The sequence below is a fragment of the Ornithinimicrobium carbonis genome (assembly GCF_050703245.1).
Classification (GTDB): domain Bacteria; phylum Actinomycetota; class Actinomycetes; order Actinomycetales; family Dermatophilaceae; genus Ornithinicoccus.
Map to the genome: position 1 here is coordinate 699,735 of NZ_CP192647.1, position 22,271 is coordinate 722,005.

Annotated in this window: 26 protein-coding genes, 1 tRNA gene and 1 pseudogene; 16 read left to right on the forward strand and 12 right to left on the reverse strand. The window is 73.1% G+C overall.

From position 1 onward, the window contains the following. Window positions 1-7 precede the first annotated feature (7 nt). The 3 genes from ACQ95T_RS03615 (at window position 8) to pheA (ending at window position 3,284) form a co-directional block, all read left to right on the forward strand. A complete protein-coding gene (locus ACQ95T_RS03615) occupies window positions 8-592 on the forward strand; it encodes a low molecular weight phosphatase family protein (protein ID WP_425939449.1) in 585 nt (194 codons plus the stop codon). A gap of 180 nt (window positions 593-772) precedes the next feature. Continuing rightward, a complete protein-coding gene (locus ACQ95T_RS03620; RefSeq protein WP_425939451.1) occupies window positions 773-2,308 on the forward strand; it encodes a sugar transferase in 1,536 nt (511 codons plus the stop codon). A gap of 31 nt (window positions 2,309-2,339) precedes the next feature. Next, window positions 2,340-3,284 carry a prephenate dehydratase gene (gene pheA, locus ACQ95T_RS03625; protein ID WP_425939452.1) on the forward strand — a complete coding sequence of 315 codons (945 nt, stop codon included), beginning with the start codon at window positions 2,340-2,342 and terminating at the stop codon, window positions 3,282-3,284. Here the strand turns inward: pheA and ACQ95T_RS03630 are convergent. The 7 genes and pseudogenes from ACQ95T_RS03630 to ACQ95T_RS03660 all read right to left on the reverse strand — a co-directional run bounded on the left by ACQ95T_RS03630 (window position 3,244) and on the right by ACQ95T_RS03660 (window position 12,953). Continuing rightward, entirely contained in the window at window positions 3,244-3,909 is a 666-nt protein-coding gene (locus tag ACQ95T_RS03630; RefSeq protein ID WP_425939454.1) for a GDSL-type esterase/lipase family protein, read from the reverse strand. The two genes, pheA and ACQ95T_RS03630, sit on opposite strands and share 41 nt — an antisense overlap. A gap of 16 nt (window positions 3,910-3,925) precedes the next feature. Further along, complete coding sequence (locus ACQ95T_RS03635; RefSeq protein WP_425939455.1) at window positions 3,926-4,099, reverse strand: DUF6104 family protein; 174 nt, start codon at window positions 4,097-4,099, stop codon at window positions 3,926-3,928. A 9-nt stretch (window positions 4,100-4,108) separates the two neighbouring features. Beyond that, the gene (locus ACQ95T_RS03640; protein ID WP_425939457.1) at window positions 4,109-5,164 is read right to left on the reverse strand and encodes a GNAT family N-acetyltransferase; all 1,056 of its coding nucleotides are present in this window, start codon (window positions 5,162-5,164) and stop codon (window positions 4,109-4,111) included. Between the two features lie 135 nt (window positions 5,165-5,299). Beyond that, window positions 5,300-9,381: pseudogene (locus ACQ95T_RS03645) on the reverse strand (multifunctional oxoglutarate decarboxylase/oxoglutarate dehydrogenase thiamine pyrophosphate-binding subunit/dihydrolipoyllysine-residue succinyltransferase subunit). 132 nt (window positions 9,382-9,513) lie between these two features. Then, window positions 9,514-10,347 carry an ABC transporter permease gene (locus tag ACQ95T_RS03650; protein WP_425939461.1) on the reverse strand — a complete coding sequence of 278 codons (834 nt, stop codon included), beginning with the start codon at window positions 10,345-10,347 and terminating at the stop codon, window positions 9,514-9,516. Further along, window positions 10,344-11,402: an ABC transporter ATP-binding protein gene (locus ACQ95T_RS03655; RefSeq protein ID WP_425939463.1), complete on the reverse strand. Its 1,059-nt coding sequence runs from the start codon at window positions 11,400-11,402 to the stop codon at window positions 10,344-10,346. Before ACQ95T_RS03655 ends, ACQ95T_RS03650 begins: the two co-directional genes overlap by 4 nt. A gap of 123 nt (window positions 11,403-11,525) precedes the next feature. Further along, on the reverse strand, window positions 11,526-12,953 hold the full coding sequence (locus ACQ95T_RS03660; RefSeq protein WP_425939465.1) for an aldehyde dehydrogenase family protein: 1,428 nt from the start codon (window positions 12,951-12,953) through the stop codon (window positions 11,526-11,528). A gap of 261 nt (window positions 12,954-13,214) precedes the next feature. Between ACQ95T_RS03660 and ACQ95T_RS03665 the strand changes: the two genes are divergently transcribed. The 13 genes from ACQ95T_RS03665 to ACQ95T_RS03725 all read left to right on the forward strand — a co-directional run bounded on the left by ACQ95T_RS03665 (window position 13,215) and on the right by ACQ95T_RS03725 (window position 20,239). Then, window positions 13,215-14,396, forward strand: coding sequence for a tyrosine-type recombinase/integrase (locus ACQ95T_RS03665; protein ID WP_425939467.1), 1,182 nt, complete (start codon window positions 13,215-13,217; stop codon window positions 14,394-14,396). A 291-nt stretch (window positions 14,397-14,687) separates the two neighbouring features. Beyond that, complete coding sequence (locus ACQ95T_RS03670) at window positions 14,688-14,891, forward strand: helix-turn-helix transcriptional regulator (protein WP_425939469.1); 204 nt, start codon at window positions 14,688-14,690, stop codon at window positions 14,889-14,891. Between the two features lie 50 nt (window positions 14,892-14,941). Further along, window positions 14,942-15,130 carry a DUF6011 domain-containing protein gene (locus ACQ95T_RS03675; RefSeq protein ID WP_425939471.1) on the forward strand — a complete coding sequence of 63 codons (189 nt, stop codon included), beginning with the start codon at window positions 14,942-14,944 and terminating at the stop codon, window positions 15,128-15,130. Next, a complete protein-coding gene (locus ACQ95T_RS03680; protein ID WP_425939473.1) occupies window positions 15,123-15,341 on the forward strand; it encodes a hypothetical protein in 219 nt (72 codons plus the stop codon). The genes ACQ95T_RS03675 and ACQ95T_RS03680 overlap by 8 nt, the downstream gene beginning before the upstream one ends. Then, window positions 15,338-15,646, forward strand: a complete 309-nt coding sequence (locus tag ACQ95T_RS03685) for a hypothetical protein (RefSeq protein ID WP_425939475.1) — start codon at window positions 15,338-15,340, stop codon at window positions 15,644-15,646. Before ACQ95T_RS03680 ends, ACQ95T_RS03685 begins: the two co-directional genes overlap by 4 nt. Beyond that, complete coding sequence (locus tag ACQ95T_RS03690; RefSeq protein WP_431473543.1) at window positions 15,643-16,263, forward strand: AAA family ATPase; 621 nt, start codon at window positions 15,643-15,645, stop codon at window positions 16,261-16,263. Before ACQ95T_RS03685 ends, ACQ95T_RS03690 begins: the two co-directional genes overlap by 4 nt. Window positions 16,264-16,268: 5 nt before the next feature. Further along, window positions 16,269-17,036 (forward strand): hypothetical protein, encoded by a 768-nt coding sequence (locus tag ACQ95T_RS03695; RefSeq protein WP_431473544.1) that lies wholly within the window; start codon window positions 16,269-16,271, stop codon window positions 17,034-17,036. A 303-nt stretch (window positions 17,037-17,339) separates the two neighbouring features. Further along, on the forward strand, window positions 17,340-17,627 hold the full coding sequence (locus tag ACQ95T_RS03700; RefSeq protein ID WP_425939477.1) for a WhiB family transcriptional regulator: 288 nt from the start codon (window positions 17,340-17,342) through the stop codon (window positions 17,625-17,627). A 193-nt stretch (window positions 17,628-17,820) separates the two neighbouring features. After that, complete coding sequence (locus ACQ95T_RS03705; RefSeq protein WP_425939479.1) at window positions 17,821-18,033, forward strand: hypothetical protein; 213 nt, start codon at window positions 17,821-17,823, stop codon at window positions 18,031-18,033. A 14-nt stretch (window positions 18,034-18,047) separates the two neighbouring features. Continuing rightward, the gene (locus ACQ95T_RS03710; protein ID WP_425939481.1) at window positions 18,048-18,932 is read left to right on the forward strand and encodes a hypothetical protein; all 885 of its coding nucleotides are present in this window, start codon (window positions 18,048-18,050) and stop codon (window positions 18,930-18,932) included. Window positions 18,933-19,142: 210 nt separating this feature from the next. Next, window positions 19,143-19,520: a P27 family phage terminase small subunit gene (locus tag ACQ95T_RS03715; RefSeq protein WP_425939483.1), complete on the forward strand. Its 378-nt coding sequence runs from the start codon at window positions 19,143-19,145 to the stop codon at window positions 19,518-19,520. A gap of 169 nt (window positions 19,521-19,689) precedes the next feature. Continuing rightward, the gene (locus tag ACQ95T_RS03720; RefSeq protein ID WP_425939485.1) at window positions 19,690-19,887 is read left to right on the forward strand and encodes a hypothetical protein; all 198 of its coding nucleotides are present in this window, start codon (window positions 19,690-19,692) and stop codon (window positions 19,885-19,887) included. 199 nt (window positions 19,888-20,086) lie between these two features. After that, a complete protein-coding gene (locus ACQ95T_RS03725) occupies window positions 20,087-20,239 on the forward strand; it encodes a hypothetical protein (protein ID WP_425939487.1) in 153 nt (50 codons plus the stop codon). A 506-nt stretch (window positions 20,240-20,745) separates the two neighbouring features. Here ACQ95T_RS03725 and ACQ95T_RS03730 read toward each other — a convergent pair. The 5 genes from ACQ95T_RS03730 to ACQ95T_RS03750 all read right to left on the reverse strand — a co-directional run bounded on the left by ACQ95T_RS03730 (window position 20,746) and on the right by ACQ95T_RS03750 (window position 22,143). Further along, window positions 20,746-20,970 (reverse strand): NINE protein, encoded by a 225-nt coding sequence (locus ACQ95T_RS03730; RefSeq protein ID WP_425939489.1) that lies wholly within the window; start codon window positions 20,968-20,970, stop codon window positions 20,746-20,748. Between the two features lie 149 nt (window positions 20,971-21,119). Further along, window positions 21,120-21,317 carry a hypothetical protein gene (locus ACQ95T_RS03735; RefSeq protein WP_425939491.1) on the reverse strand — a complete coding sequence of 66 codons (198 nt, stop codon included), beginning with the start codon at window positions 21,315-21,317 and terminating at the stop codon, window positions 21,120-21,122. Next, window positions 21,314-21,571, reverse strand: a complete 258-nt coding sequence (locus tag ACQ95T_RS03740) for a hypothetical protein (RefSeq protein WP_425939492.1) — start codon at window positions 21,569-21,571, stop codon at window positions 21,314-21,316. The genes ACQ95T_RS03735 and ACQ95T_RS03740 overlap by 4 nt, the downstream gene beginning before the upstream one ends. Beyond that, the gene (locus ACQ95T_RS03745; RefSeq protein ID WP_425939494.1) at window positions 21,568-21,804 is read right to left on the reverse strand and encodes a hypothetical protein; all 237 of its coding nucleotides are present in this window, start codon (window positions 21,802-21,804) and stop codon (window positions 21,568-21,570) included. Before ACQ95T_RS03745 ends, ACQ95T_RS03740 begins: the two co-directional genes overlap by 4 nt. A 267-nt stretch (window positions 21,805-22,071) precedes the next feature. After that, window positions 22,072-22,143, reverse strand: a tRNA-Arg gene (locus ACQ95T_RS03750). Window positions 22,144-22,271 lie beyond the last annotated feature (128 nt).

A 22,271-nucleotide genomic window follows, 5' to 3' on the forward strand; every position in this document is an offset into this window, starting at 1 on the left:
GACCGGCATGGCAACGGGCCGCATCCTCGTCGTGTGCACGGGCAACGTGTGCCGGTCGCCGCTGGTCGAGCGGCTGCTGCAGCAGGGGCTGGACCAGCGCTGGGGGCCCGGCCACTTCGAGGTCGCGTCGGCGGGCACCGGCGCGCTGGTCGACCACCCGATGGACGAGCGCGCGGCCGCGGTGCTCCGTGGCCTGGGCGGCAGCTCCGACGGTTTCTCGGCCCGCCGGCTGGCGGCCCCGATGGTCGAGACGGCCGACCTCGTCCTCACCGCGACCCGCGACCACCGGGCGGCCGTGGTCCGGACGACCCCCCGGGCGATGAAGCGGGTGTTCACCGTGCGCGAGCTCGCGGCGATCGTCGAGGGCCTGCCCGACGAGGACCTGCCGTCCTCGGCCGACCCGGCCGCCCGGCTGCGCGAGCTCGCCGACGTGGCCACCCGGCACCGTGGCCGTCGCCGCCCCGGACGGCCGGAGGACCACGACGTCGTCGACCCCTACCGCCGGGCCGACGAGGTCTACGTGACGATGCAGGAGCAGGTCACGGCGGCGGTGCCGCACCTCTTCCGCGCCCTGGCCCCCCGCCGCGGCTGAGCGGGACCGCCGAGGGTGGCGGGCGCCATACCCCCCAGGGTTCGTCCGGACCCCCCGCAGGGGTGGACGGGGTGGCTACCGGCTGGTTAACTACCCTTGGTAAAGAACGGGTAAAGTGCCCGGCGGTTGGGTGACCGCCTGGCGCCCGGCCGGGTAGATGGGAATCGCTTGACTTCTTCGGTGGAGATCCCGCGTGAGCCGCAGGGGGCTCGCGACGGTCTCGGCGTCGGGTCCGCCCCGACGCCGCTCTTCGTCGTGCCCGACGGACTGCAGGGCGGGCGACGGAGGGGGCTGCCCCAGGCCCGCAGGTACCTGACGGGTTACCTGTCGGTGGTGCGGATGGCCGACCTGCTCGTGGTGGCAGTGGCCGTCGTGGCGGCGCAGCTGTTCCGGTTCGGGACAGACGGGCGCGAGCTGCAGAGCGCGCTCGGGGCGGTGAGCTACACGACCGTCTCGCTGGCGCTGATGGCCGGGTGGATGGTCTCGCTGCACCTGCAGAACTCCTACGACGGGCGCCTGGTGGGGCACGGCGTGCAGGAGTACAAGCAGGTCTTCCAGGCCTCGACCTGGCTGTTCGCGATCGTGGCGATCGTCGCGCTGGCGCTGAAGGCGGACTTCGCCCGGGGGTATGTCGTGCTGGCCTTCCCGCTGGGGACGGTGCTGCTGCTGGTGGCCCGCTGGAGTGCGCGCCGATGGCTGGTGCGCCGGCGTCGGGAGGGTGCGCTCTCGGACCGGGTGCTGCTCGTGGGGGACCGGGACCACGTGGCCAGCCTGGTGGTGGCGCTGGGGCGGGCGCCGGACGCGGGCTACCAGGTGCTGGGGGCCTGCGTGGACGGTGCCAGCGAGGGCCGGGTCGCCGGGGTCCCGGTCCTGGGGCCGGAGTCCGACGTGCTGGTCAAGGCGCTGGAGATGGACGTGGACGTGGTGGCGGTGTCCTCCTCCGCGGGGCTGGGCCAGGAGGGGTTGCGCCGGCTGGGGTGGGCGTTGGAGGGGACCGACATCGACCTGGTCGTCGCGCCGGGGATCATGGACGTGGCCGGGCCGCGGGTGCTGACCCGTCCGGTTCAGGGCCTGCCGCTGATCCACGTGGAGTCGCCGCGGTTCGCCGGTCCGCAGCTGGTGGCCAAGAACGTGGTGGACCGGATGGCGGCGGTGGCGGTGCTGGTGGTCATGGCTCCGGTGATGGGCCTGGTGGCGCTGGCGGTGCGGGGCGAGGACGGCGGTCCGGTGCTCTTCCGGCAGGAGCGGGTGGGCCGTGACGGACGCACGTTCGCGATGCTGAAGTTCCGCAGCATGGTGGTGGCGGCCGAGGAGATGCTGCCCACGCTGCGGGCGGTGGACCAGGGGGCCGGGCCGATGTTCAAGGTGCCCGAGGACCCGCGGGTGACGCGGGTGGGAGCCTTCATCCGGCGCCACTCCCTGGACGAGCTGCCCCAGCTGATCAACGTGCTGCGCGGCGACATGAGCCTGGTCGGGCCGCGCCCGCCGCTGCCGCGGGAGGTCGCCACCTACGCCCTGGACGCCCGCCGCCGGTTGCTCGTCAAGCCGGGCATGACCGGCCTGTGGCAGATCAGCGGGCGCAGCAACCTCTCCTGGCAGGAGTCGGTCCGCCTCGACCTCTACTACGTCGAGAACTGGACCCCGGTGCTGGACCTGATGATCCTGTGGCGCACCGTCCAGGTCGTGCTCAGGCCCGACGAGCACGGCGCCTACTGAGGCGGGAGGCCACCGGCGATATCGTTCCGGTGTGAAGATCGCCTATCTCGGCCCGGCCGGCACGTTCACCGAGCAGGCCGTGCGCCAGTGGGACCCCCGGGGAGCCGGGCAGGCCTGGCCGGCTCCCACGGTCCCGGTGGCGATCGAGGCCCTGCGGCACGGCGAGGTGGACGCGGCGGTCGTGCCCTTCGAGAACTCCGTCGAGGGGTCCGTCCCGGCCACCCTCCAGGCGCTGCAGGACGCGGGCGCGGACGGGGTGCACATCGTCGCCGAGGTCCACGTCGAGGTCCAGTTCTCCCTGCTGGTCCGCCCCGGAACCACGCTGGCCCAGGTCGGGACGGTCGCCACCCACCCGCACGCGATGGCCCAGACGAGGGACTGGCTCGCCCGCAACCTGCCCGACGCGGCCCTGGTCCCCGAGACCTCGACCGCGCGCGCCGCCCAGGCCGTCTCCGAGGGCGGTTACGACGCAGCCGTCGCGGCACCCGGCGCCGCGGCCGCCTACGGCCTGGTGCCGGTGGCCGAGCACATCGCCGACCGGGACGGCGCCGTCACCCGGTTCGTCGTCCTGCGGGCGGGCGTGGACGTGCCCGCTCCGACGGGCAGCGACCGGACCACGCTGGTGGCCCTCATCTGGATGAACCGGCCCGGAGCCCTGCTGGAGCTGCTGGAGCAGTTCGCCGTGCGGGGCATCGACCTCAGCCGGCTCGAGTCGCGCCCCACGGGGGAGGGGCTCGGGGAGTACTGCTTCTGGATCGACGCGGACGCCCACGTGAGCGAGGCCCGGCTGCGCGAGGCGCTGGTCGGTCTGCGCCGGACCTGTCGCGAGGTGCACTTCATGGGGTCCTACCCGCGGGCCGACCGGCGCCCGGCACAGGTGCCCGAGCACGCCGACGAGCAGTCCTACGCGGAGGCGCGCGCCTGGGTCGAGCGGCTCAGTCCTCCAGCTGGAGCCAGCGGTACCAGCCCCCGTTGAGCACGAGCCAGGCGACGAGGCCGTAGCCGGCCTGCCCCGGGTGCACGGTATCGCCGGCCGCCAGGTCGGACTGCCACTGGTCGTGGCCCTGCAGGGGGGTGAAGCAGTCGACGAACGGGACCCCGCGGCGGTGGCACACGTCGGCCTGCGCCTCCGCGAGCACCTGGAGCCGGGCGTTGACCTCGGCGTCCAGCGTGGGAGTCGGCCCGACGACGAAGGTGCCGATACCGGTCGAGCTGGCCTCGTCGAGCACGTTGGCCAGGTTGAGCCGGGACCGGGCGGTGGTGACCCCCTGCTCGACGTCCTCGGCCCCCACGCCCACGACCAGCCGGCGCTCGGAGCGGCCCTCCCAGCGCGGAGGGCACTCGGCCCGCCACCGGGCCATGACGTCGGCCGAGCTGCTGCCGCGTACCCCCAGGTTGTAGGAGGTCAGGGCGACCTCCTGGGCGGGCGTGCGACCGACCACGCGGCTGACCCAGCCCAGGGCCTTGGGGTCCCCGTAACCCGCCACGAACCCGTCGCCGACGAAGCACAGGCCGATGTCCCGCGGCCCCTCGTGCACGGAGAACTCCGCGCTGGGGGTGTACTCGATGTCGGTCGGGCCCGGTCGTCCCTGGCTCGTCACGTCGTCGCCTCTCGTCTCACTCGTCGTCGTCCTCGCGGGCCAGCCAGGTGGCCAGGCGGTCCACCGGCACCTCGAACTCGGGGTGCAGGTCCACGAACGTGCGCAGCTGCTCGGCCAGCCAGCCGAGGGTCACGTCCTCCGCGCCCCGGCGCTGGGCCAGCTCCTCGATCCCGCGGTCGGTGAAGTACACCCTCGCAGGCTATCCCGCCGCCGCCGCCGATCCCGGCAGCGACAGGGTGCGGTGCCAGGACTGGGTGGAGTAGCGCGTGCGCCACCCCATCGACAGGTACAGGCCGTCCGCGCGGGTGGGGGAGTCGGCGTCGACCTCCAGCCCGACGGAGCTGCGTCGGCGGGCGGCGGCGTCGGCCACGACGGCCCGGAGCAGCCCCTTGGCCACCCCCCGTCCCCGCGCGCGGCGGTGCACCCCGATGTACTCGACGTAGGAGGAGTCCGGCCGGGCGGTGCCGTCCGGACCGACCCCGCCGACGACGGTCGTGGCGACGAGCGCCCCGGCCGGTTTCCCGTCCACGGTGGCCAGCCACCAGTGGTCCCACCGGTGTCCCGGGTCCTCGCGCAGGCGCGAGACGAACTCCTCGAAGGTCTCCCGGTAGGAGTTGAAGTGGTCGGCGAAGGAGTGCTCCAGCACGAGGTGCACCGCCCGCAGGTCCTCCTCCTGCGGCATCCCGACCCCGTCGTCGCGCCGCACCCGCCGGATCTCCACGCCCTCCCGCGGTCCGGGCTGCTGCAGGTCGGACCCCGGATCCACGGGGCGGCTCATCTGCCACCAGTCGCGCACGTGCTCGTAGCCCGCCTCCGTGAGCCAGCGCTGCTGGCGCGGGTCGTCGGCGAACGCCCCCGAGTCGAGCTGGGTCTGCTGCAGCCCCCGACGCTGCAGCACCTCCTGCCCGAGCTCCTCCACCCGGCCGAAGGCGAACCTGGCCAGCGGATCGGCCGCCTCGTCGGGCAGGTCGGGGTCGACGGTCACGCCCACCAGCACCCGGCCCGCAGCCCGGTCGTGGCAGTTGATCCACGCTCGGACCGTCCCGCCGTCGTCGCGCACGACCTCGTGCAGGTGCGTGTCCGCGCCCCGACCCGCGACCTCGGCCGCGACGGCCTGGCTGTCCGCCCCCGGCCAGCCGCGCCCCTCGCGCTCGTGACGGCGCAGGAGGCGCACGAGGTCGTCCACGTCCTCGGGGCCGGGGGGGTAGGCGGTGTGTCCGGGGGGAAGCGTCGGTCCGGCTGCGTCGGCGGTCATGGGCACCATTCTTCCGTATGCCGTGGCGCCGGCCGCCGCGGCCCGCCCACCCCGGGGCGGGCGGCACCCGGACGTGCGCGAGGGGCCCTCCCGGGTGGGAGGACCCCTCGCGCGGGCCGTGGCCGGCCCCGTCCGTCAGCGGCGGCCGAAGGCCTCCTCGTGCAGGGTGGCCTGCTCGACAGCGTGCACCTTGGCCGACCCGGTGGACGGCGAGGCCGACGCGGGCCGGGCGGCGACCCGGATGGGCCGCTCCTCACCGTGGTGGGTGAGGGCCTCGGACAGGTTGAGCGCCATGAACGGCCAGGCTCCCTGGTTCTTCGGCTCGTTCTGCACCCACACCAGCTCGGCGTTGGGGTACGTCGCGGTGAGGCTCGCCAGCTGCGCTCCGGGGAGGGGGTAGAGCTGCTCCATCCGCAGGATCGCGGTGCGCGTGTCCTCCCGCTTGGTGCGCTCGTCCTCCAGGTCGTGCACGAGCTTGCTGGAGGCGATGAGCACCCGGTCGCCGCCTCGCGGTCGAGGTCGGCCGCGTCGGCGAGCACCGGCTCGAAGGTGCCGTGCGTAAACTCCTCCGGGCTGCTCGCCGCTGCCTTGAGCCGCAGCATCGCCTTGGGGGTGAAGACGATGAGCGGCTTGCGCGGACGCGCCGTCGCGTGGGCCCGCAGCAGGTGGAAGTACGACGCCGGGCTGGAGGGGTAGGCCACCACCATGTTGTCCTCGGCGCACATCTGCAGGTAGCGCTCGATGCGCGCGGAGGAGTGGTCCGGCCCCTGTCCCTCGTAGCCGTGGGGGAGCAGTAGCACGACGCTGGAGCGCTGGTCCCACTTCTGCTCGGAGGAGGAGATGAACTCGTCCACGATCGTCTGGGCGCCGTTGGCGAAGTCGCCGAACTGGGCCTCCCAGAGCACCAGCGCGTTCGTCCGCTCGACCGAGTAGCCGTACTCGAAGCCCATCACCGCGTACTCCGAGAGCAGCGAGTCGTAGACCTCGAAGCTGGCCTGGTCCTCGGACAGGTGGTGCAGCGGGGTCCAGCTGGCCGCCGTCTCGTTGTCCGTGAGCACCGCGTGCCGCTGGACGAAGGTCCCGCGGCGGGAGTCCTGGCCGGAGAGACGGACCGGCGTCCCCTCCATGACGAGGGAGCCGAAGGCGATCAGCTCGCCCATGCCCCAGTCGATGCCGCCCTCGCGGACCATGTCCCGCCGGGTGGTGAGCAGCTTGGCCAGCTTGGGGTGGACGGTGAATCCCTCGGGCACGTCGGCGAACGCCTCGCCGATGGTCCGCAGCATCTCCTCGCTGATGGCGGTCGGCCGCTGCCGGGTGGCCATGTCGCCCTCGTCCTGGGCCTGCGGGCGCTCCAGGCCGCGGGTGCCGTCACCCTCGCCCTTCAGCGCCGCGCGGGTCTCCACGAAGACCTGCTCCAGCTGCTTCTGGTAGTCGCGCAGCGCCTCCTCGGCGTCCTCGACGCTGATGTCGCCACGACCGATGAGGGACTCGGTGTAGAGCTTGCGGACCGAGCGCTTGGCCTCGATGAGGTCGTACATCAGCGGCTGGGTCATCGAGGGGTCGTCGCCCTCGTTGTGTCCGCGCCGCCGGTAGCAGACCATGTCGATGGCCACGTCCTTGTGGAACTTCTGGCGGTACTCGTAGGCCAGCTCGGCCACCCGCACGACGGCCTCGGGGTCGTCGCCGTTGACGTGGAAGATCGGGGCCTGCACGGTCCGCGCGACGTCGGTGCAGTAGACCGCTGAACGGGAGTGGTGCGGCGCGGTGGTGAAGCCGACCTGGTTGTTGATGACCACGTGGATGGTGCCGCCGGTGCGGTAGCCGGGCAGCTGCGACATCTGCAGGGTCTCCAGGACCACGCCCTGGCCCGCGAAGGCCGCGTCGCCGTGGAGCAGGACCGGCAGGACCCCGTAGTCCTCGGTGCCGGTCTCCAGCTCGAGGCGGTCCTGCTTGGCCCGGGTGATCCCCTCGAGCACGGGGTTGACGGCCTCCAGGTGGGAGGGGTTGGCGGCGAGGTAGACCCGGGTGGAGTTGCCCTGCTCGTCGTGGAACTCACCCTCGGTCCCGAGGTGGTACTTGACGTCGCCGGAGCCCTGGACCGACCCGGGGGCCGACTTGCCCTCGAACTCGCGGAAGATCTGACCGTAGGACTTGCCCGCGAGGTTGGCGAGCACGTTGAGCCGGCCGCGGTGCGGCATACCCATCGTCACCTCGGCCAGCCCGTCCTGGGCGGCGCGGCTGAGCACCTTGTCCATGAGGGCGATGACGGCCTCGCCACCCTCGAGGCTGAAGCGCTTCTGCCCGACGAACTTGGTCTGCAGGAAGGTCTCGAAGGCCTCCGCCGCGTTGAGGCGACGCAGGATCCGCAGCTGCTCGGCGGGTGCTGGCTTGCGGAACGGCACCTCGAGCTTCTCCTGGAACCAGTCCCGCTCCTCGGGGTCCTGGATGTGCATGTACTCCACGCCGACGGTGCGGCAGTAGGAGTCTCGCAGGATGCCGAGGATCTTGCGCAGCGTCAGCCGCGGCTTGCCGCCGAAGCCGCCTGTGGGCACGTCGCGGTCCAGGTCCCACAGCGTCAGGCCGTGGTTCTCGATCGTCAGGTCCGGGTGGCGGCGCTGGACGTACTCCAGGGGATCCGTGTCCGCCATGAGGTGGCCGCGGACGCGGTAGGCGTGGATGAGCTCCTGGATGCGGCTGGCCTTGGAGATGTCGTCGTCGTGGGTCGCGGCGATGTCCGGGGCCCACCGGATCGGCTCGTAGGGGATGCGCAGGGAGGTGAAGATCTCGTCGAAGAAGTCCTCCTCGCCCAGCAGCAGCTGGTGCATGATCTTGAGGAACTCCCCCGACTGCGCACCCTGGATGATGCGGTGGTCGTAGGTCGAGGTCAGGGTGAGGATCTTGCTGACCGCGTTGGTCGCGATCCGCTCGGGGGCGGCGCCCTGCCACTCGGCCGGGTAGTCCAGGGAGCCGACGCCGATGATGGCGCCCTGACCCTTCATCAGCCGCGGCACCGAGTGCAGCGTGCCGATGCCGCCGGGGTTGGTCAGGCTGATCGTGGTGCCCTGGAAGTCCGCGACCGTCAGCTTGTTGTCCCGCGCCTTGCGCACGATCCGCTCGTAGGCCGTCCAGAACTCGTAGAAGGTCATCTCCTCGGCGCTCTTGATGTTGGGCACGAGGAGCTGGCGGCTGCCGTCCGGCTTGGGGACGTCGATGGCCAGGCCCAGGTTGATGTGGGCCGGCTCGAGCAGCACGGGCTTGCCGTCCTGGGTGGCGAAGCCGTTGTTCATCTCCGGCATCGCCTTGAGCGCCTTGACCATGGCGTAGCCGATGAGGTGGGTGAAGGAGACCTTGCCGCCGCGGGAGCGGGCCAGGTGGTTGTTGATGACGATGCGGTTGTCGATGAGCAGCTTGGCCGGCAGGTTGCGCGCGCTGGTAGCGGTGGGCACCTCCAGCGAGCTCTCCATGTTGGTGACCACGCGGGCGACGGCTCCCCGCAGCGGGGTCATCGTCACGTCGCTCTGGGGCCCCTTCTTCGTCGGGGCGGGGGCGTCGCGCGACACGCGCGGCTCGGAGCCGCCCGACCGGGAGGGGGTGCCGACGGACTTCTCCGCCGCCCTCGTCCCCGCGGTCCCGCGGGGCGTCTGACCCTTCTCGCCGGTGTCCTTGGACCCGGAGTCGTCCTTCGCCCCCTCGGGCGCGGCCTTCGTGTCCCCGGCCTTCTTCCCGGAGGTGCCCTGCGCGTCCTTGGGCGCGGCCTTCGTGTCCTCCGCCTTCTTCCCGGAGGTGCCCTGCGAGTCCTTGGGCGCGGCCTTCGTGTCCCCGCCCTTCGTGTCCCCGCCCTTCGCGTCCTTCGGCTCGTTCCTCTCCCCGTCGCCGCCCTTCGTGTCCCCGCCCTGGGGCGCCGCGTCGGTGTCCGTGGAGGACGTGCGGGGCGGTGCCTTGCCCACCTTCGCCTGCCCCGCGCCCGGTGCCGGCGCACCCGCACCGGTCGAGGAGGGTGCGGGGCGTGCGGTGTCGGCGGCACCGCCGTCGTCGGACCCCTTCGCCGCGGTGTCGGCCGCACCGTTGCGCCGGTCGTCAGTCCCCTCGAAGTATCGGCGCCAGGCCGGGTCGACGGACCCTGGATCCTGGTCGAACTGCTCGCGCTTCTCCTCGACGAGCCACTCGTTGGCTCCGAAGTCGGCGAGGGTGGTGTCGCTGCTCGGGGGGTTGGCCACGGGGTTTGCGCCTCTTCTCACATCCGGGGGTGCAACGCGTGTGCGAAACAGTGCACGTCGTCGTACAGCCTAGCCCGTGCACCCCCGGTGACGCCCTCCGGGGTGCCGTGCCCTCCCGCGCCCCGGAGGGGCTCACCCCACGTCGCGCCGGGAGGTGAGGACCCACCCCAGGAGCGTCATCACGCCCGCGTAGGCCAGGAGCACGAGGCCGGCCACCCACCACGCCAGCGGGTTCTCGGCGCCGCCCAGCGCCTGGGTCGTCGCCGCGTCGGCGCCGTCGAAGATGTTGAGGGTGCTCATGGTCAGCTGGCTGGGGAAGAAGCGGGCCGCGTCGGCCACCGCGTCCCAGAAGGTGATGCCGAAGCCCAGCAACGGTTCGACGATGAAGGCCACGGCGACCCCGACGAACAGCGCGACGACCTGGTTGGGGATCAGGACCCCGAGGCCGAAGCCGATGAGACCCCAGAGCACGAGGACCAGCAGCAGCCGCAGCATGGTCGCGATGAGGTCGCCGGGGTCCGGGGCCAGGGAGAGGTCCGCGGAGAGCAGCACCGCGCCGCCGGCCAGGAGGGCACCGGCGAGGTGGGCCAGCCCGTTGACGAGCACCACGACCACCAGGCCCAGCACCTTGGCGAGGATCATCCGCCCCCGTCGGGGTACGGCCTGGAGGGTCGCGGTCAGGGTGCGGTGGCGGTACTCCGCGCCCATCGTCAGGATGCCCAGCACCAGCGTGAGCAGGTAGCCCATCTGCACCGCCCCGGTGTAGACCATCCGCACGAGGACCGTCTCGTCCATCGTCTCGCGGGCCCGGATCGTGGTGTCCCCGACCGGCAGCTCCGCGTAGACGAGGAAGAACGCCCCGATCGCGGTGAACGCGGCCGTGACGAGGAACATCGCCAACGGCATGGCCCAGGCCGTCCGGGTGCTGAAGGCCTTGATGAGCTCGGAGCGCACGAGACCGGTCACCGGGAGGCCTCCTCGGGGTTCGTCGGGTCGGGGGTATGCGGTGCGCGCGCCGGGTCGTCCGGTGCCGGCCCGGTGGTCGGGCCGGCGGGGGAAGCAGCCCCGTCGACCGGCACCCCGAGGTTGCGGTTGCGGTGCTCCGGGGCGTCGGTGAGGTCGAGGAAGAGCCGCTCCAGGTCCGTGCGCAGCCCGCGTAGCTCGTGCACCGGGCGACCGGCCGCCAGCGCGACCTCACCGACCCGGGCCAGCTCGGGGGTGGAGACCCGCAGGGCGTCGGGACCCTGCTCCGGGAGCAGGGTCGCCGCGAGGCCGGCCCGCTCCAGCGCCCGGGCCAGCTGGGCCGGCTCGGGGGAGCGCACCAGCGCCGCGGGCTCGCCGTGCAGGGCGTCCATGGTTCCCTCCCGGACGAGGTGGCCGTTGGCGATGATGACGACGTCCTCGACGGTCTGCTCGACCTCGGCCAGCAGGTGGGAGCTGATGAGGACCGTCTTGCCCTGGTCGTTGGCCAGGTGGCGCAGGAAGCCGCGCATCCAGCGGATCCCCTCGGGGTCGAGCCCGTTGGCCGGCTCGTCGAGCAGCAGCACCTGCGGGTCGCCCAGGAGCGCGGCGGCCAGCTGCAGCCGCTGGCGCATGCCCATCGAGTAGCCGCCCGCCCGCTTGCGGGCGGCGGCCGGGATGCCCACCAGCTCGAGCAGCTCGTCGGCGCGGGAGTCGGGGATCCGGTGGGTGGCGGCCAGCGCGCGCAGGTGGTCCCGGCCCGAGCGGCCCGGGTGGAAGCCGGTCGCCTCCAGGGCCGCCCCCACGGTGGTCAGCGGCTCGGGCAGGGCGACGTAGTGGCGACCGCCGATGAGCGCCTCGCCCGCCGTCGGGCGGACCAGCCCCAGCAGCATCCGCAGGGTGGTGGTCTTGCCGGCGCCGTTGGGGCCCAGGAAGCCGGTGACCCGCCCCGGCCGGACGTCGAAGGTGAGGTCGTCGACGGCACGGAGCTCGCCGAAGGTCTTGGTCAGCCCCCGGATCGTGATCCCCGTGCCCGGGCGGTCGGGCGCAGCGGTCGTCATGCGGCCCAGTCAAGCACCCGCCCCCGCCCGGCACATCGGCCGTGGGTCGGACCGGCGGTCCACCCGTGGGCGGAGGAGCCGGGGGAGGGCACCGGTGCGTCCTCCCCCGTGCGGGGGAGCGGGTCAGTCCAGCCGCACGACGACGGTCTTGACCCTCGTGAGGGCGTCCAGGGCCGCCAGCCCCTTCTCCCGGCCGTACCCGGAACGGCCCACCCCGCCGAAGGGCAGCTCCACCCCGCCGCCGGCGCCGTAGCCGTTGACGAAGACCTGCCCCGCCTCGAGCACCGACGCCATCCGGTGGGCACGCCCCACGTCCCGCGTCCACACCGCCGCGAGCAGCCCGTAGTCCGTGCCGTTGGCCAGCGCCACGGCCTCGTCCTCGTCCGTGAAGCCGTGCGTGACGAGCACCGGGCCGAACACCTCCTCCCGGGCGACCGGGTCGGAGGGGTCGACCCCGTCGAGCAGGGTCGGCAGCCAGTAGGACCCCGCGCCGAGCCGGTCCTCCTGCGGCGGTGCGCCGCCCACGCGGAGGACGCCCGAGCCCGCGCCCTCCACATACCCGCGCACCCGTTCCTGCTGCCTCGGCGAGACGAGCGGTCCCAGGTCGGGGTCCTCGATCCCGGGGCCTAGCGTCGTGTCGCGGAACCGGGCCACGAGGCGGTCCACGAGGCCCGCCCGGACGCGCTCGTCGACGACGAGCCGCGAACCGGCCGAGCACGTCTGCCCGGCGTTCTGGAGGAGGGACCGGGTGATCACCCCGGCGGCCCGGTCCAGGTCGGCGTCGGCCAGCACCACGTGGGCGGACTTGCCGCCCAGCTCCAGCACGGTCGGCACCACCCGCTCCGCGGCGGCGTGGGCCACCAGCCGGCCGGTGTCGGTGGACCCCACGAACCCCAGGTGGGTCACCAGCGGGTGGGCGGTGAGCGCGGCCCCCGCCTCGGTCCCCAGTCCGGTCACCACCCCGACCACGCCCGGGGGCATCCCCGCCTCCGCGCACAGCCGGGCCAGCGCGAGCGCCGTGCGGGGGGTCTCGTCGGCCGGCTTGAGCACCACCGCGTTGCCGACCGCGGTGGCGGCGGCCACGGCGCGGGACGCCAGCTGGAGCGGGTAGTTCCAGGCCACGATGCTGCCGACCACGCCGTAGGGCTCACGCACGGTGTAGGCGTGCACGTCGGGCCCGAGCGGGATCTGGCTGCCGTGGTAGGCGTCGACCACGTGCCCGTAGAAGCGGAAGTACCGCGCGGCCACGGTCGCGTCCGTGCGTGCTTGCGACAACGGCTTGCCGGTGTCCTGCGACTCCAGCCGGGCCAGCACCTCCCGGTCCCGGTCGACGAGGTCACCGACCCGGGTCAGCACGCGCCCCCGCTGCTCCGGGGTGGCGCGGGCCCAGCCGGGCTGGGCCGCCGCCGCGGCCCGTGCGGCAGCGTCGACCTCGTCCGCGCCGGCCCGGCCCACACGGCCCAGAGGACGGCCGGTCGCGGGGTCGAGGTTGTCGTAGGTGGCGTCCGTGCGCAGCTCGGCGCCGTCGACGAAGGGGTATGCGGTGTCCACGCCGCCACCGTACGGTCCGTCGTCGCCCGCCGGGGCGACGCGCAAGGCCGCCGACCCGTCGAGCCAGGTCAGCGGCCTTGTGGTGTTGCGCCCCCGGCAGGATTCGAAACTGTGCGCCTACCGTCGGGCTGTAGGTTCGTGACCTGCGATCTAGGCCCCTCACCTGCGCTGTTAGGTACGCTACCCTAGTTGCACGAGGGTGCGCAAGTAGTCACGAACGTGCACCCGGATAGCACACCAAACGCACGCCGGGAGGCCAAAGTGGCACGACAGAAGCGCCGCACCCGTCGAGGTTTCGGCCACGTGCGCCGGCTGCCCTCGGGCCGCTGGCAGGCGTCCTACGTCGGCCCCGACCTGGCCCGCCATACCGCCCCCTACACGTTCGAAGCGTCCCTAGACGCGGAGGCGTGGCTGGTGACCGAGCGCCGGCTACTCACCACGGGCGAGGACTGGACCCCGCCCAAGGCCCGTCACGCCGCCCGGCAGGCGTCGAGGGGCGAGGGGATCACCCTTGCCCACTACGCGCCCGGCGCGCTGGCCCGTCGTCGGGTACGTGGGGCACCGTTGCGCCCTCGCACGCTGGAGCTGTACGCCGGGCTGCTCGAGCGCGCCATACTGCCCACGTTCGGAGACGTGCCCATGCGGACGATCACGCCCGAGGATGTGGCCGCCTGGTATGACGAGCTGGACCCCGGCAAGCCGACCCAACGCGCCCACGCATACGCGCTGCTGCGGTCGCTGTTCAACGACGCCACCGCCTCGCCCGCCGAGCGCGGCCGAACGGGGGTGAGCGCGAACCCGTGCACGGTTCGGGGAGCGGGTGCCACACGTCGCGCCCGGGGTATCGAGGTCGCCACCGTGGCCGAGGTCGAGGCCCTGGCACGCGCCATGCCCGACCGCCTCGCCGCCCTCGTGCTGCTGTCTGCCTGGTGCTCACTGAGGTTCGGGGAGGTCGCCGTGCTGCGCCGGCAGGACGTGGACCTAGACCGCGGGGTGCTGCACGTGCGCCGCGCCCTGGTGCGCATCGGCCGGGAGGACGTCATCGGGCCGACCAAGAGCGACGCGGGAGCGCGGGACGTGGCCCTGCCGCCCCACCTCGTGCCCGTGCTGGCCGAGCACCTGGCCGAGCACGTGGGACGCGCCGGCCGGTCGCTGCTGTTCCCGCACCACCCGGGCACGGACAAGCCGTGGACGCACGGCAACCTCTACAAGGCCGCGTGGATCCCCGCCCGCGAGGCCGTGGGACGGCCGGACCTGCGCCTGCACGACCTGCGCCACACCGGGGCGACGTGGGCCGCCCAGGCGGGTGCAACGTCGGCCGAGCTGATGGCCCGCGTAGGCCATTCCACGCCTGCCGCGTCGCTGCGCTATCAGCACGCCGCCCGCGGCCGGGATGCCCAGATCGCCGCCGCCCTGTCGCGCATGACCGGCCGCGAGGGGTAGCACGACACGCCCGGGGGTGGCGGGTGCTAGCCGTAGTGAGCGGGCATCGGCTAGAGTGTCAACCGCTAGCCCATAGAGGGCTGAGTATGCGTTCCCACGCAGGGCACTACCCGGGCGCGATGCCCGAGGCGCGATGCCGTAGGTAGACCGTCAGGCGGAGGGGATGGCCGCACGATCCGGCGCGATGCCGGGCGGGCCGGCGGTGAGCGCGAGGCGAGCCGAGCAGACGAGACACTGACAGAGACGTGTCTCCCATGCTCGGCTCTCGTGTTCCGTCAAGGAGCCTCGCCCGTGAGCACGACCGCCACACGAACCGCCCCCCTCACCATCGCCCAGGCCGCCGAGCGGCTGGGAGTGAGTACCTACACGATCCGCCGTCGCATCGCTGACGGGTCGCTGCCCGCCGTGCGTATCGGCACGCGAGCTATCCGCGTGGACGCCGACGACGTGGACGCCCTCGCCCGTCCCATCCTCGCCGGGGGTGGTCAGGCGTGACCGACCCCCAGACAGAGGAACGGGGCCCCCGCCTAGAGGCCCCATCCCGAATGCTTACCACCGCTGACAAGCTGACACCCAGTCTACCGTCCGCCGAGGCCGAGCACACCCCGTCGTGTCGCGTCTGCGGGCACCCGTTGACCGCTGAGGCGTCTGTCCGTCGAGGCATCGGCCCGGTCTGCGCCCGGCACGAGGTCGAGCGGGTGGCCCTCACCCTGCGGGGTGGTCGGGATGAGTAGCCGTCCGACCTGGCACGAGCTGACTGACGCCGCGTGCACCGCCTACGCCCACGGCTACGCCCACGGGCTACGGGACGCCCGCCGGGTGGCCGAGGTCGAGGCCCAGGCCGCCGAGCTGCACGCACGTGCCGCCGACGTGGTGCGGGCCGCTGCCCAGGACATCGGTACGCCGGCCGCGAGCCGCCCCAGGTCGAGGGGGGTCGCCGCGTGAAGCAACTACGGCAGTCCTACACCGTCGAGACGCTGCAGGACGGCACCCGCGCCCTCGTCGTGGGCTGGGAGGTCCCCGAGGATGCGCCCCTGGCCGTGCGTGAAGGTCTGGCGCGCCGGGCTATCACCAACAGCGGCAGGCCGTGCCCGTGCGGGGCGGTCGCCACGCTGCCGAGCCGGGCCGAGCGTCGCCGGGCGAACCGTGCCGGCGTGGTGCTGCGCCGGGCGGTCCTGCACGAGGACGACTGCCCCGCCGCAGATGACAACCTGGCCCAGGCCCTCGTGGATGGGGGGTGGTCGGCATGACCGCGGACTACTTCCCGCCCGATGGGCTGCCCCCGTTCGGGGAGCCGTCGCCGTGGGACGACGTGGCCCCCGAGCCGGACGACGGCAGCACCGCCGGCACGAGCTGGGAGCCGGTCGACCTGGCCGCCGTCATCGCCGGACTGGTCGACGGCACGCTCGAACGTCACGCGCCCACGATCGGCGCAAGGGACGACGGGGCATGTCTGATCTACGCCGGCAAGGTCAACGGCATAGCCGGTTCGTCCGGCTCGGGCAAGACGTGGACCGCCCTCGCCGCGTGCGCCCAGGAGATGAACGCCGGTCCACACGTGGTGTACATCGACCTGGAGGACGACGCCGTGGGAGTCGTGGCGCGGCTGCTCGACATGGGCACCGCGCCCGACGTCATCGCCGCACGGTTTCACTACGTGCGCCCCGGTGAAGCGCTCGGGCTGCTCGGGGCCGAACGTCTGTGGGCCGTGCTGGACCGGCACCGCCCCTCGCTGGTCGTCATCGACTCCACGGGCGAGAGCATGGCACGGAGGGTGCGAAGCCGAACGACGACGACGACACGGCACGCTGGTTCCGCAAGCTGCCGACCGCCCTCGCCGCTCTCGGGCCGGCCGTCCTGGTCCTAGACCACGTGGTGAAGGCCGACGACGGTGGACTGTGGCCCATCGGTTCGCAGCGGAAGCGGGCCGCGATCTCCGGTGCCCAGTACATGCAGACGACCGTGCGGCCGTTCGACAGGGACACAGCCGGCGCGGCCAAGCTGGTGTGTGCCAAGGACCGGCACGGCAACTACCGGCCGGGGCAGAAGGTGGCCGAGCTGCACGTCGAGCCGTCCGGCGAGGGGGTGGCCGTCGAGCTGCGGGCACCCGTGGACACCCAGCGGGAAGGCGGCACCTGGCGCCCGACCGCCCTCATGGAACGCATCGCCCAGGCCCTCGCCGACGCCCCGGAGCCGCTGTCCTTCCGTGGCATTGACGACCGGGTGAAGGCGAAGGCCGACCACAAGCGGGCCGCGCTACGTGTCCTCGTGGACGAGGGGCACGTCGTGGTCACGGACGGACCCCGTAACGCACACCTGCACGCCCTGGTCAAGCCCTACGCCCAGAGCGCGGACCCGCTGTCCGACCTCTACGCAGGGCCGGGACACACTCAACCGCCCCAAGACAGTGTGAGTGTGTCCGTGTCCTTACAGCGGGACACGGGACACACACACTCAACCGTGTCCGGGACACACTCGGGACACGGTGGGGACACACTCGGGGCGGGATGGGGTGAGTCCGGTCCCGTCGAGGCCGTTTCCACGTCCCCCACGGTCTGCGGCTGTGGCGAACCCATCTCGGACATGAGGACCGCCTACGGCAAGACAGCGTGCGTCGAGTGCGAGGGGCAGGCATCGTGACCGCCCGCCTGCAGGACTGCCCAGCGTGCGGGTCGCCTCTCGTGGCCGTCCGGTCCCGACGCATCGGACTGTGCTCAGGCTGCACGACCGAGGCCGACACGCACCCGCCCGCCTCGGGCACCGTCGAGCACGAGCCGACGTGCACCGCGCCACGGATCACCGAGCACGAGACACCCCGACGCCGCGTGCTCACCTGCACGAGCTGTCGAGCGTTCGTCGTCCTGGCCCGCGTGAACCGCTGGAGGGACACACCTAGTGCACTCGGCCCGGGGACGCCCGGGGACGACGCCGGGAGGGGTGCCCGTGGCTAGTCGCCCGTGGCCGTCGCTGAGGCCCGAAACCGCCGAGTGGGAGGCGTTCGCCGTCGCCCTGGCCGAGCACGGGACGACGCCCTGCCGGGGTGGGGAGGCGTGGACCCACGAGGACCCCGGGCCGCGCCGTGCCGCCGCCCTCGCCTGCCGAGCCTGCCCCCTGGCCGAGCTGTGCCACGAGGCCGCCGAGAGCACCCATGAGCCGTGGGGAGTGTTCGGCGGGATCGACCGCACCCCCAAGGCAGGACGACCGCCCAACACCGAGAGGAAGACCGCATGAGGTCACGACGCAACCGCCCGACCTGGCCCACCCACAAGGCCAAGCGACACCTACCGACCCGCACGCCGCCACCGTGGGAGACCGAGGACCGCGCCCTCTCGCCCGAGGGCATGGCACAGTCCCTCGTCGCCCGCGGCCTCGCATCGCCCCGCGTGCTCGGACCCGTGCCACCGGCCCGACCCAGGGGCACCGCATGAGCACCCCCGCCGACGACGCCCGCGATCTGGTGGCCGACCTGGCCCAGGTCGCCGGCGACGAACGCGCCGTGTCCGCCCTGCTGCTGGACCGGCTGCCCACCGGCACCGACACCCTCGCCGCGACCGCCCTCGCCGTCGTGTTCGCAGAGTGCCTGGACCGACCCGTCACCACCCCCCATACCACCCCGGCACCGAGCCGGGGCCGATGAAAGGACACCACCGCATGAACCTGAACCAGCGCACCGACGCATACCGCGCCGCCCTCGCCCTGATGCCCGACGCCAAGGACCGCCGCCTGCCCGCCGAGCTGGACCGCATCGCCGGGCTGAGGCGTGACCTGTGGGCCGTGCCGACCGGCACCGCCGGCCTCGCCCAGATGGTCACCGACCCCGGCGCGGGAGACTTCGAAGACGCCCTCGCCGCCGTCGCCGCCGAGCTGAACCGCAGGCAGGCCGCAGAGGCCGCGATCCGTGGCGGGGCCGGGCACCTCCTCGAGCAGGCCCACGGGGCCGCGCTGCGGGAGTTCCTGCCCACCCTCGTGGAGCGGGTCGCGCCCGTGTTCGCCGAGGCCGCCCAGGCCCTCACCGACGCCGCACCGCACCTGCCCGCCGGGGACGCATGGGCCGACCCCGCCGCCGTGCTGCGCGCCCAGGTCGAGGGGCACCACCGCGCCGCCCTCGTCGCCCTGGACACCCTCGCCACCCTCGGGGCCGTGCACAACATCGCCCCCGGTGGTCTGCGCGGCACCGCCGCCCTCGCCGTCGTGGAGCCGCCCGCGAACCTCGCGCCCGTTGTCATCCTCGCCGCGACACGAAAGCCCGCAGACGAAGCCGCCGCGAACCGCGCAAAGGTCGCCCGGTCGCTGCTGGAGGGATACGCCACCGACCCCCGGGGGACCCTCGTGGGGGTGGCGCGGGGTGCCTACCCCGGGTGCACCCTCGCCCTCGCCCGGGACGCCGACCACCTCGCCGCCCGCGTCGAGGCCGTCGAGCACGCGCACGAGACGAGGACGCAGAAGCCCGCCGAGGTCGAGCGCCGACCGAACCCGACGAGCGACGAGGCCCGCAAGATCGTTGATCGTCACCTGGCCGAAACCGCGAACCGCTGACGAGCGACGAACGACGAACGACGAACGCAACCCCGAGCGCGGCCGCGACCGTCGAGCCGTGGCCGTGCTCGGGTCGCACGTCGAGCGGGGTAGGGGGAAACCCCCAACCGACCCAGCCGAAGGACCGCTGGGAGGTCTTCGGAGTGCGCGAGCACGCCAGGCCCGATTTTGGCCCATACTGACCACAAACGCCCGTGAGAGGGGCAGACGATGACCGACAAGGCACCGCAGAGAGCACCGGCCGGCCTCGCCGCCCGTGGCCGCCGTTTCTGGCGCGAGACGGTGGCCCGTTTCGAGCTGACCGACGCAGAGTTGCAGATCCTGCAGGAGGCGTGCCGCACCCTGGACCGTCTCGATTCGCTGGACGCCCTCGTGACCGAGCAGGGAGCGACGATCGAGGGGAGCACGGGGCAGACGATCCTGCACCCGGCGATCGGTGAGGCGAGGCAACAGCGCGTCACGTTCGAGCGCCTCGTCAAGGCCCTTGCCCTGCCCGATGAGGACGAGCACACCGGCCCGGAGGCCATGACCGACCCGAGCGCGAAGGCCCGGCACGCTGCCCGCACCCGGTGGGCCAAGCATGGCTAGGGCACGTCGTCTCCCGCGGGTGCGCCCGTCCGGTGCCCTCGTGGTGGTGGACCGTCCCAGGGTGGCGAGGCTTTGTGTCCGGTGCGGCCGTCAGCGGCTGCCTGGTGCGTCGTGGCGGCAGACGTGCGAGGACTGCCGAGCTGGGATGTTCGCGGGACGGTGACGCACGATGCTGCCCGCTGAGACACAGGTACGTCTGGCCGAGGCTGACGGGATCATGTACGCCGCCCTGCCCGACGTCGTGGCCCTGCTGCGCGAGTCGGCAGACCACGTGGAGCGCGGGATAGTCCCGCTGATGGGCGCGCCCAGGGCACTGCGGACCCTGGCCGACAACCTCGCCCGGTGCGAGCACGAGTGGAAGCCATGACCCACGGACCGACCCGGGCGCGAACGTGCCCCCACGGACGCCGCCGAGCACCCGCCCGGCGACGAGCAACACCCAACAGGAGGACAACATCATGGGACTAGGAAGTCTGAGCCAGTACAGCGGTGAGGCGTACGCCCTCAACGCACGGTTTCACGCTGGCGCGGCAGGTATGGCCGCTCAGTTCTTCGGAGGTGCACGGGTGAACGGCCAACTGGCCGAGGCAAACCGGCAGTTCCGGGCGATGGATGCCCAGCTGGACGCGATCGAGTCGGGCGGTCGGATGGTGACCCCGCGGACGATGCCCCAGGCCCCTGCGAGCCGCACCACCCCGCGCACGATGCCGGGGAGCTGACACCCGCACACCCGCACACCCTGGCCGCCGTGGAGGTCAGGGGGTGGCAGGTGAGCGGGTGGGGACGTTGTGGGGACGCTGGACGAACCCTAGACAGGATGCGGACCCCCTGCGGGGGACAGAGTGCTGGGCCAACCCCCCCAAAGAACCGCAACACCTCGTCGGCCCAGGCACGGCTCTAGGACCGCTGGCGTTCGTGCTGCCAACGGTCTAGGCCGTCGAACCTGGGAGAGGCGTGCACTACCTCGCCCAGGCCACCCGTCCCCGGCTGCGGGTGTCGGTTGCGTCTCCGGGGTGCCGGTCGTGTTGGTGTGCGGCTGACCGGTCGGATGAGCGCCGCGGGTCGGCTGTGAGGCCGTGGGCCGTGCCGGTGGGGTCGAGGACACCGGCACGGCTCAGAGCGCCACAGACGCGCCGTGGGCCGCGTATGCCGTCTGGGAGCGGGTCGGGCGAGGGGAGGCGTCCGACCCGCCGCCACACGGCACAGAGGCCGGGCGGGGGGTGCGTCAGGTCAACGGGTGCCCGTTGTAGGCCCGGACCTGGCGCGGGATGGTGAACAGGTCCCAGAGCAGGCCGACGCCGACGAGGCCGAGCGTGAGCAGGTAGAGCACGCCCATACCGGGCCGGCCTAGGTAGAACTTGTGAGCACCGAGCACCCCGAGCAGGAGCCACAGGAGATAGGTAATGCCTACGTCCTTGGGCGGCCGTGCGTAGCTGGTCTGGCCGGTCATGGCGCGTTGTCCTTTCGTCGTCGTCGTCGCGGGCCGCGTGAGGCACCGCTAGGGCTGCTGCTGCTGCCCGTGGCCGCCCTGGACGGGCGAGGGGGGTGGACACCCGCCCAGGACGGCTACGGGCGGCACAGAGGCCGCGTGGAGGGTCGCTAGGCACCACCCCCGCCCACGGGACCGACGTAGAGCCATGACGTGCCCAACGTGCGCCCGAGCACGTCGTCAAGGGCTGCCGCTATGTCCTGCGGGGTGGCCCGGGTGGAGATGAGGACGAGCACCTCGGAGGCACCGGGGATGCCCACCGCCGCCACGTCCTCGGGGAGCGCGTCGGTAGCGTGTACCCGGATCACCTGTCGCCCCTCGCCTGCCGCCGCGCCCGGTCGCGGGTGAGCGCGTCGAGCACGGCGGGCACGTCGAGGCCGAGCAGGAACGCCCGCCCGGGGCCGTTGAGGAACGCGGCCGCCTCGTCCTCGCCCAGGCCGTCGAGCGCGTCCCAGAGGGCCACGAGGGCCGCGTGGGCTGCCCTGGTGCGCTGCTGGCCGTTCGGGGTGTGTGCGGGCCGTAGGGAGGCGTCCGTGGTGCCCCTCGTCGTCCTGGTGGTCATCGGTGGCCCCCTCGTGTGCCGTTGCAATCGGGGCAGGTGAACCGCGAGCCGGTCGAGCCGTCCGGGTGCACGTACCCCACCGGGTAGGGAGCCGTGGACCACCCGCGGGCGAGGTCCCAGAGCGTCAGCCGTCCGTCGTCGGTGTGCACGGCACGACCGCGCCGGCCGCAGTCCTCGCACACCGGGCCGACCGTGCCGGCTGCTGTCGTGTGCGTGTTGGTCCTGGTGGTCATCGTCCACCGCCCGCGAGCATGACGAGAGCGCCGCCGACCGCGAGGCCGAACGACGCCAGGAAAGAGAGGGAACGCCACGCCGCTAGTAGGTCGGTGACGATGGGTAGAGTTGTCTCCACGATGGGCACCCGCTTTGCCTGTCGAGGCCCGTGGGGCGGTCTAGACCACCGCCCGCGGGCCGTTTCTATGCCGGGACCCAATCGCACGTGCACCGCACGCAAGAAAGGCCGCCGACCTGTCTACGCAGGTCAGCGGCCTTTACCGTTGCGCCCCCGGCAGGATTCGAACCTGCGCCACCGCCTCCGGAGGGCGGTGCTCTATCCCCTGAGCTACGGGGGCAACGACGCGCAACTGTAGCAGGCACGCAGGGTCGTCTCCGAACGGCGCGGTGACCCGCCCCCCGGTAGCGGGGCGGGTCGTCGCGTGCGGCGGGCGGGGCGGCGGTGGCCGTCCGGAGGGTCCGGCCC

Bases quoted from the DNA above. Each gene is read 5' to 3' on its own strand.
- ACQ95T_RS03615 (WP_425939449.1), top strand. From the start codon at position 8: ATGGCAACGGGCCGCATCCTCGTCGTGTGCACGGGCAACGTGTGCCGG.
- ACQ95T_RS03680 (WP_425939473.1), top strand. From the start codon at position 15,123: ATGAGTAGCCGTCCGACCTGGCACGAGCTGACTGACGCCGCGTGCACC.
- ACQ95T_RS03715 (WP_425939483.1), top strand. From the start codon at position 19,143: ATGACCGACAAGGCACCGCAGAGAGCACCGGCCGGCCTCGCCGCCCGT.
- ACQ95T_RS03720 (WP_425939485.1), top strand. From the start codon at position 19,690: ATGCTGCCCGCTGAGACACAGGTACGTCTGGCCGAGGCTGACGGGATC.
- ACQ95T_RS03655 (WP_425939463.1), bottom strand. From the start codon at position 11,402: ATGACGACCGCTGCGCCCGACCGCCCGGGCACGGGGATCACGATCCGG.
- ACQ95T_RS03710 (WP_425939481.1), top strand. From the start codon at position 18,048: ATGAACCTGAACCAGCGCACCGACGCATACCGCGCCGCCCTCGCCCTG.
- ACQ95T_RS03640 (WP_425939457.1), bottom strand. From the start codon at position 5,164: ATGACCGCCGACGCAGCCGGACCGACGCTTCCCCCCGGACACACCGCC.
- ACQ95T_RS03730 (WP_425939489.1), bottom strand. From the start codon at position 20,970: ATGACCGGCCAGACCAGCTACGCACGGCCGCCCAAGGACGTAGGCATT.
- ACQ95T_RS03690 (WP_431473543.1), top strand. From the start codon at position 15,643: ATGACCGCGGACTACTTCCCGCCCGATGGGCTGCCCCCGTTCGGGGAG.
- ACQ95T_RS03705 (WP_425939479.1), top strand. From the start codon at position 17,821: ATGAGCACCCCCGCCGACGACGCCCGCGATCTGGTGGCCGACCTGGCC.
- ACQ95T_RS03675 (WP_425939471.1), top strand. From the start codon at position 14,942: ATGCTTACCACCGCTGACAAGCTGACACCCAGTCTACCGTCCGCCGAG.
- ACQ95T_RS03745 (WP_425939494.1), bottom strand. From the start codon at position 21,804: ATGACCACCAGGACCAACACGCACACGACAGCAGCCGGCACGGTCGGC.
- ACQ95T_RS03740 (WP_425939492.1), bottom strand. From the start codon at position 21,571: ATGACCACCAGGACGACGAGGGGCACCACGGACGCCTCCCTACGGCCC.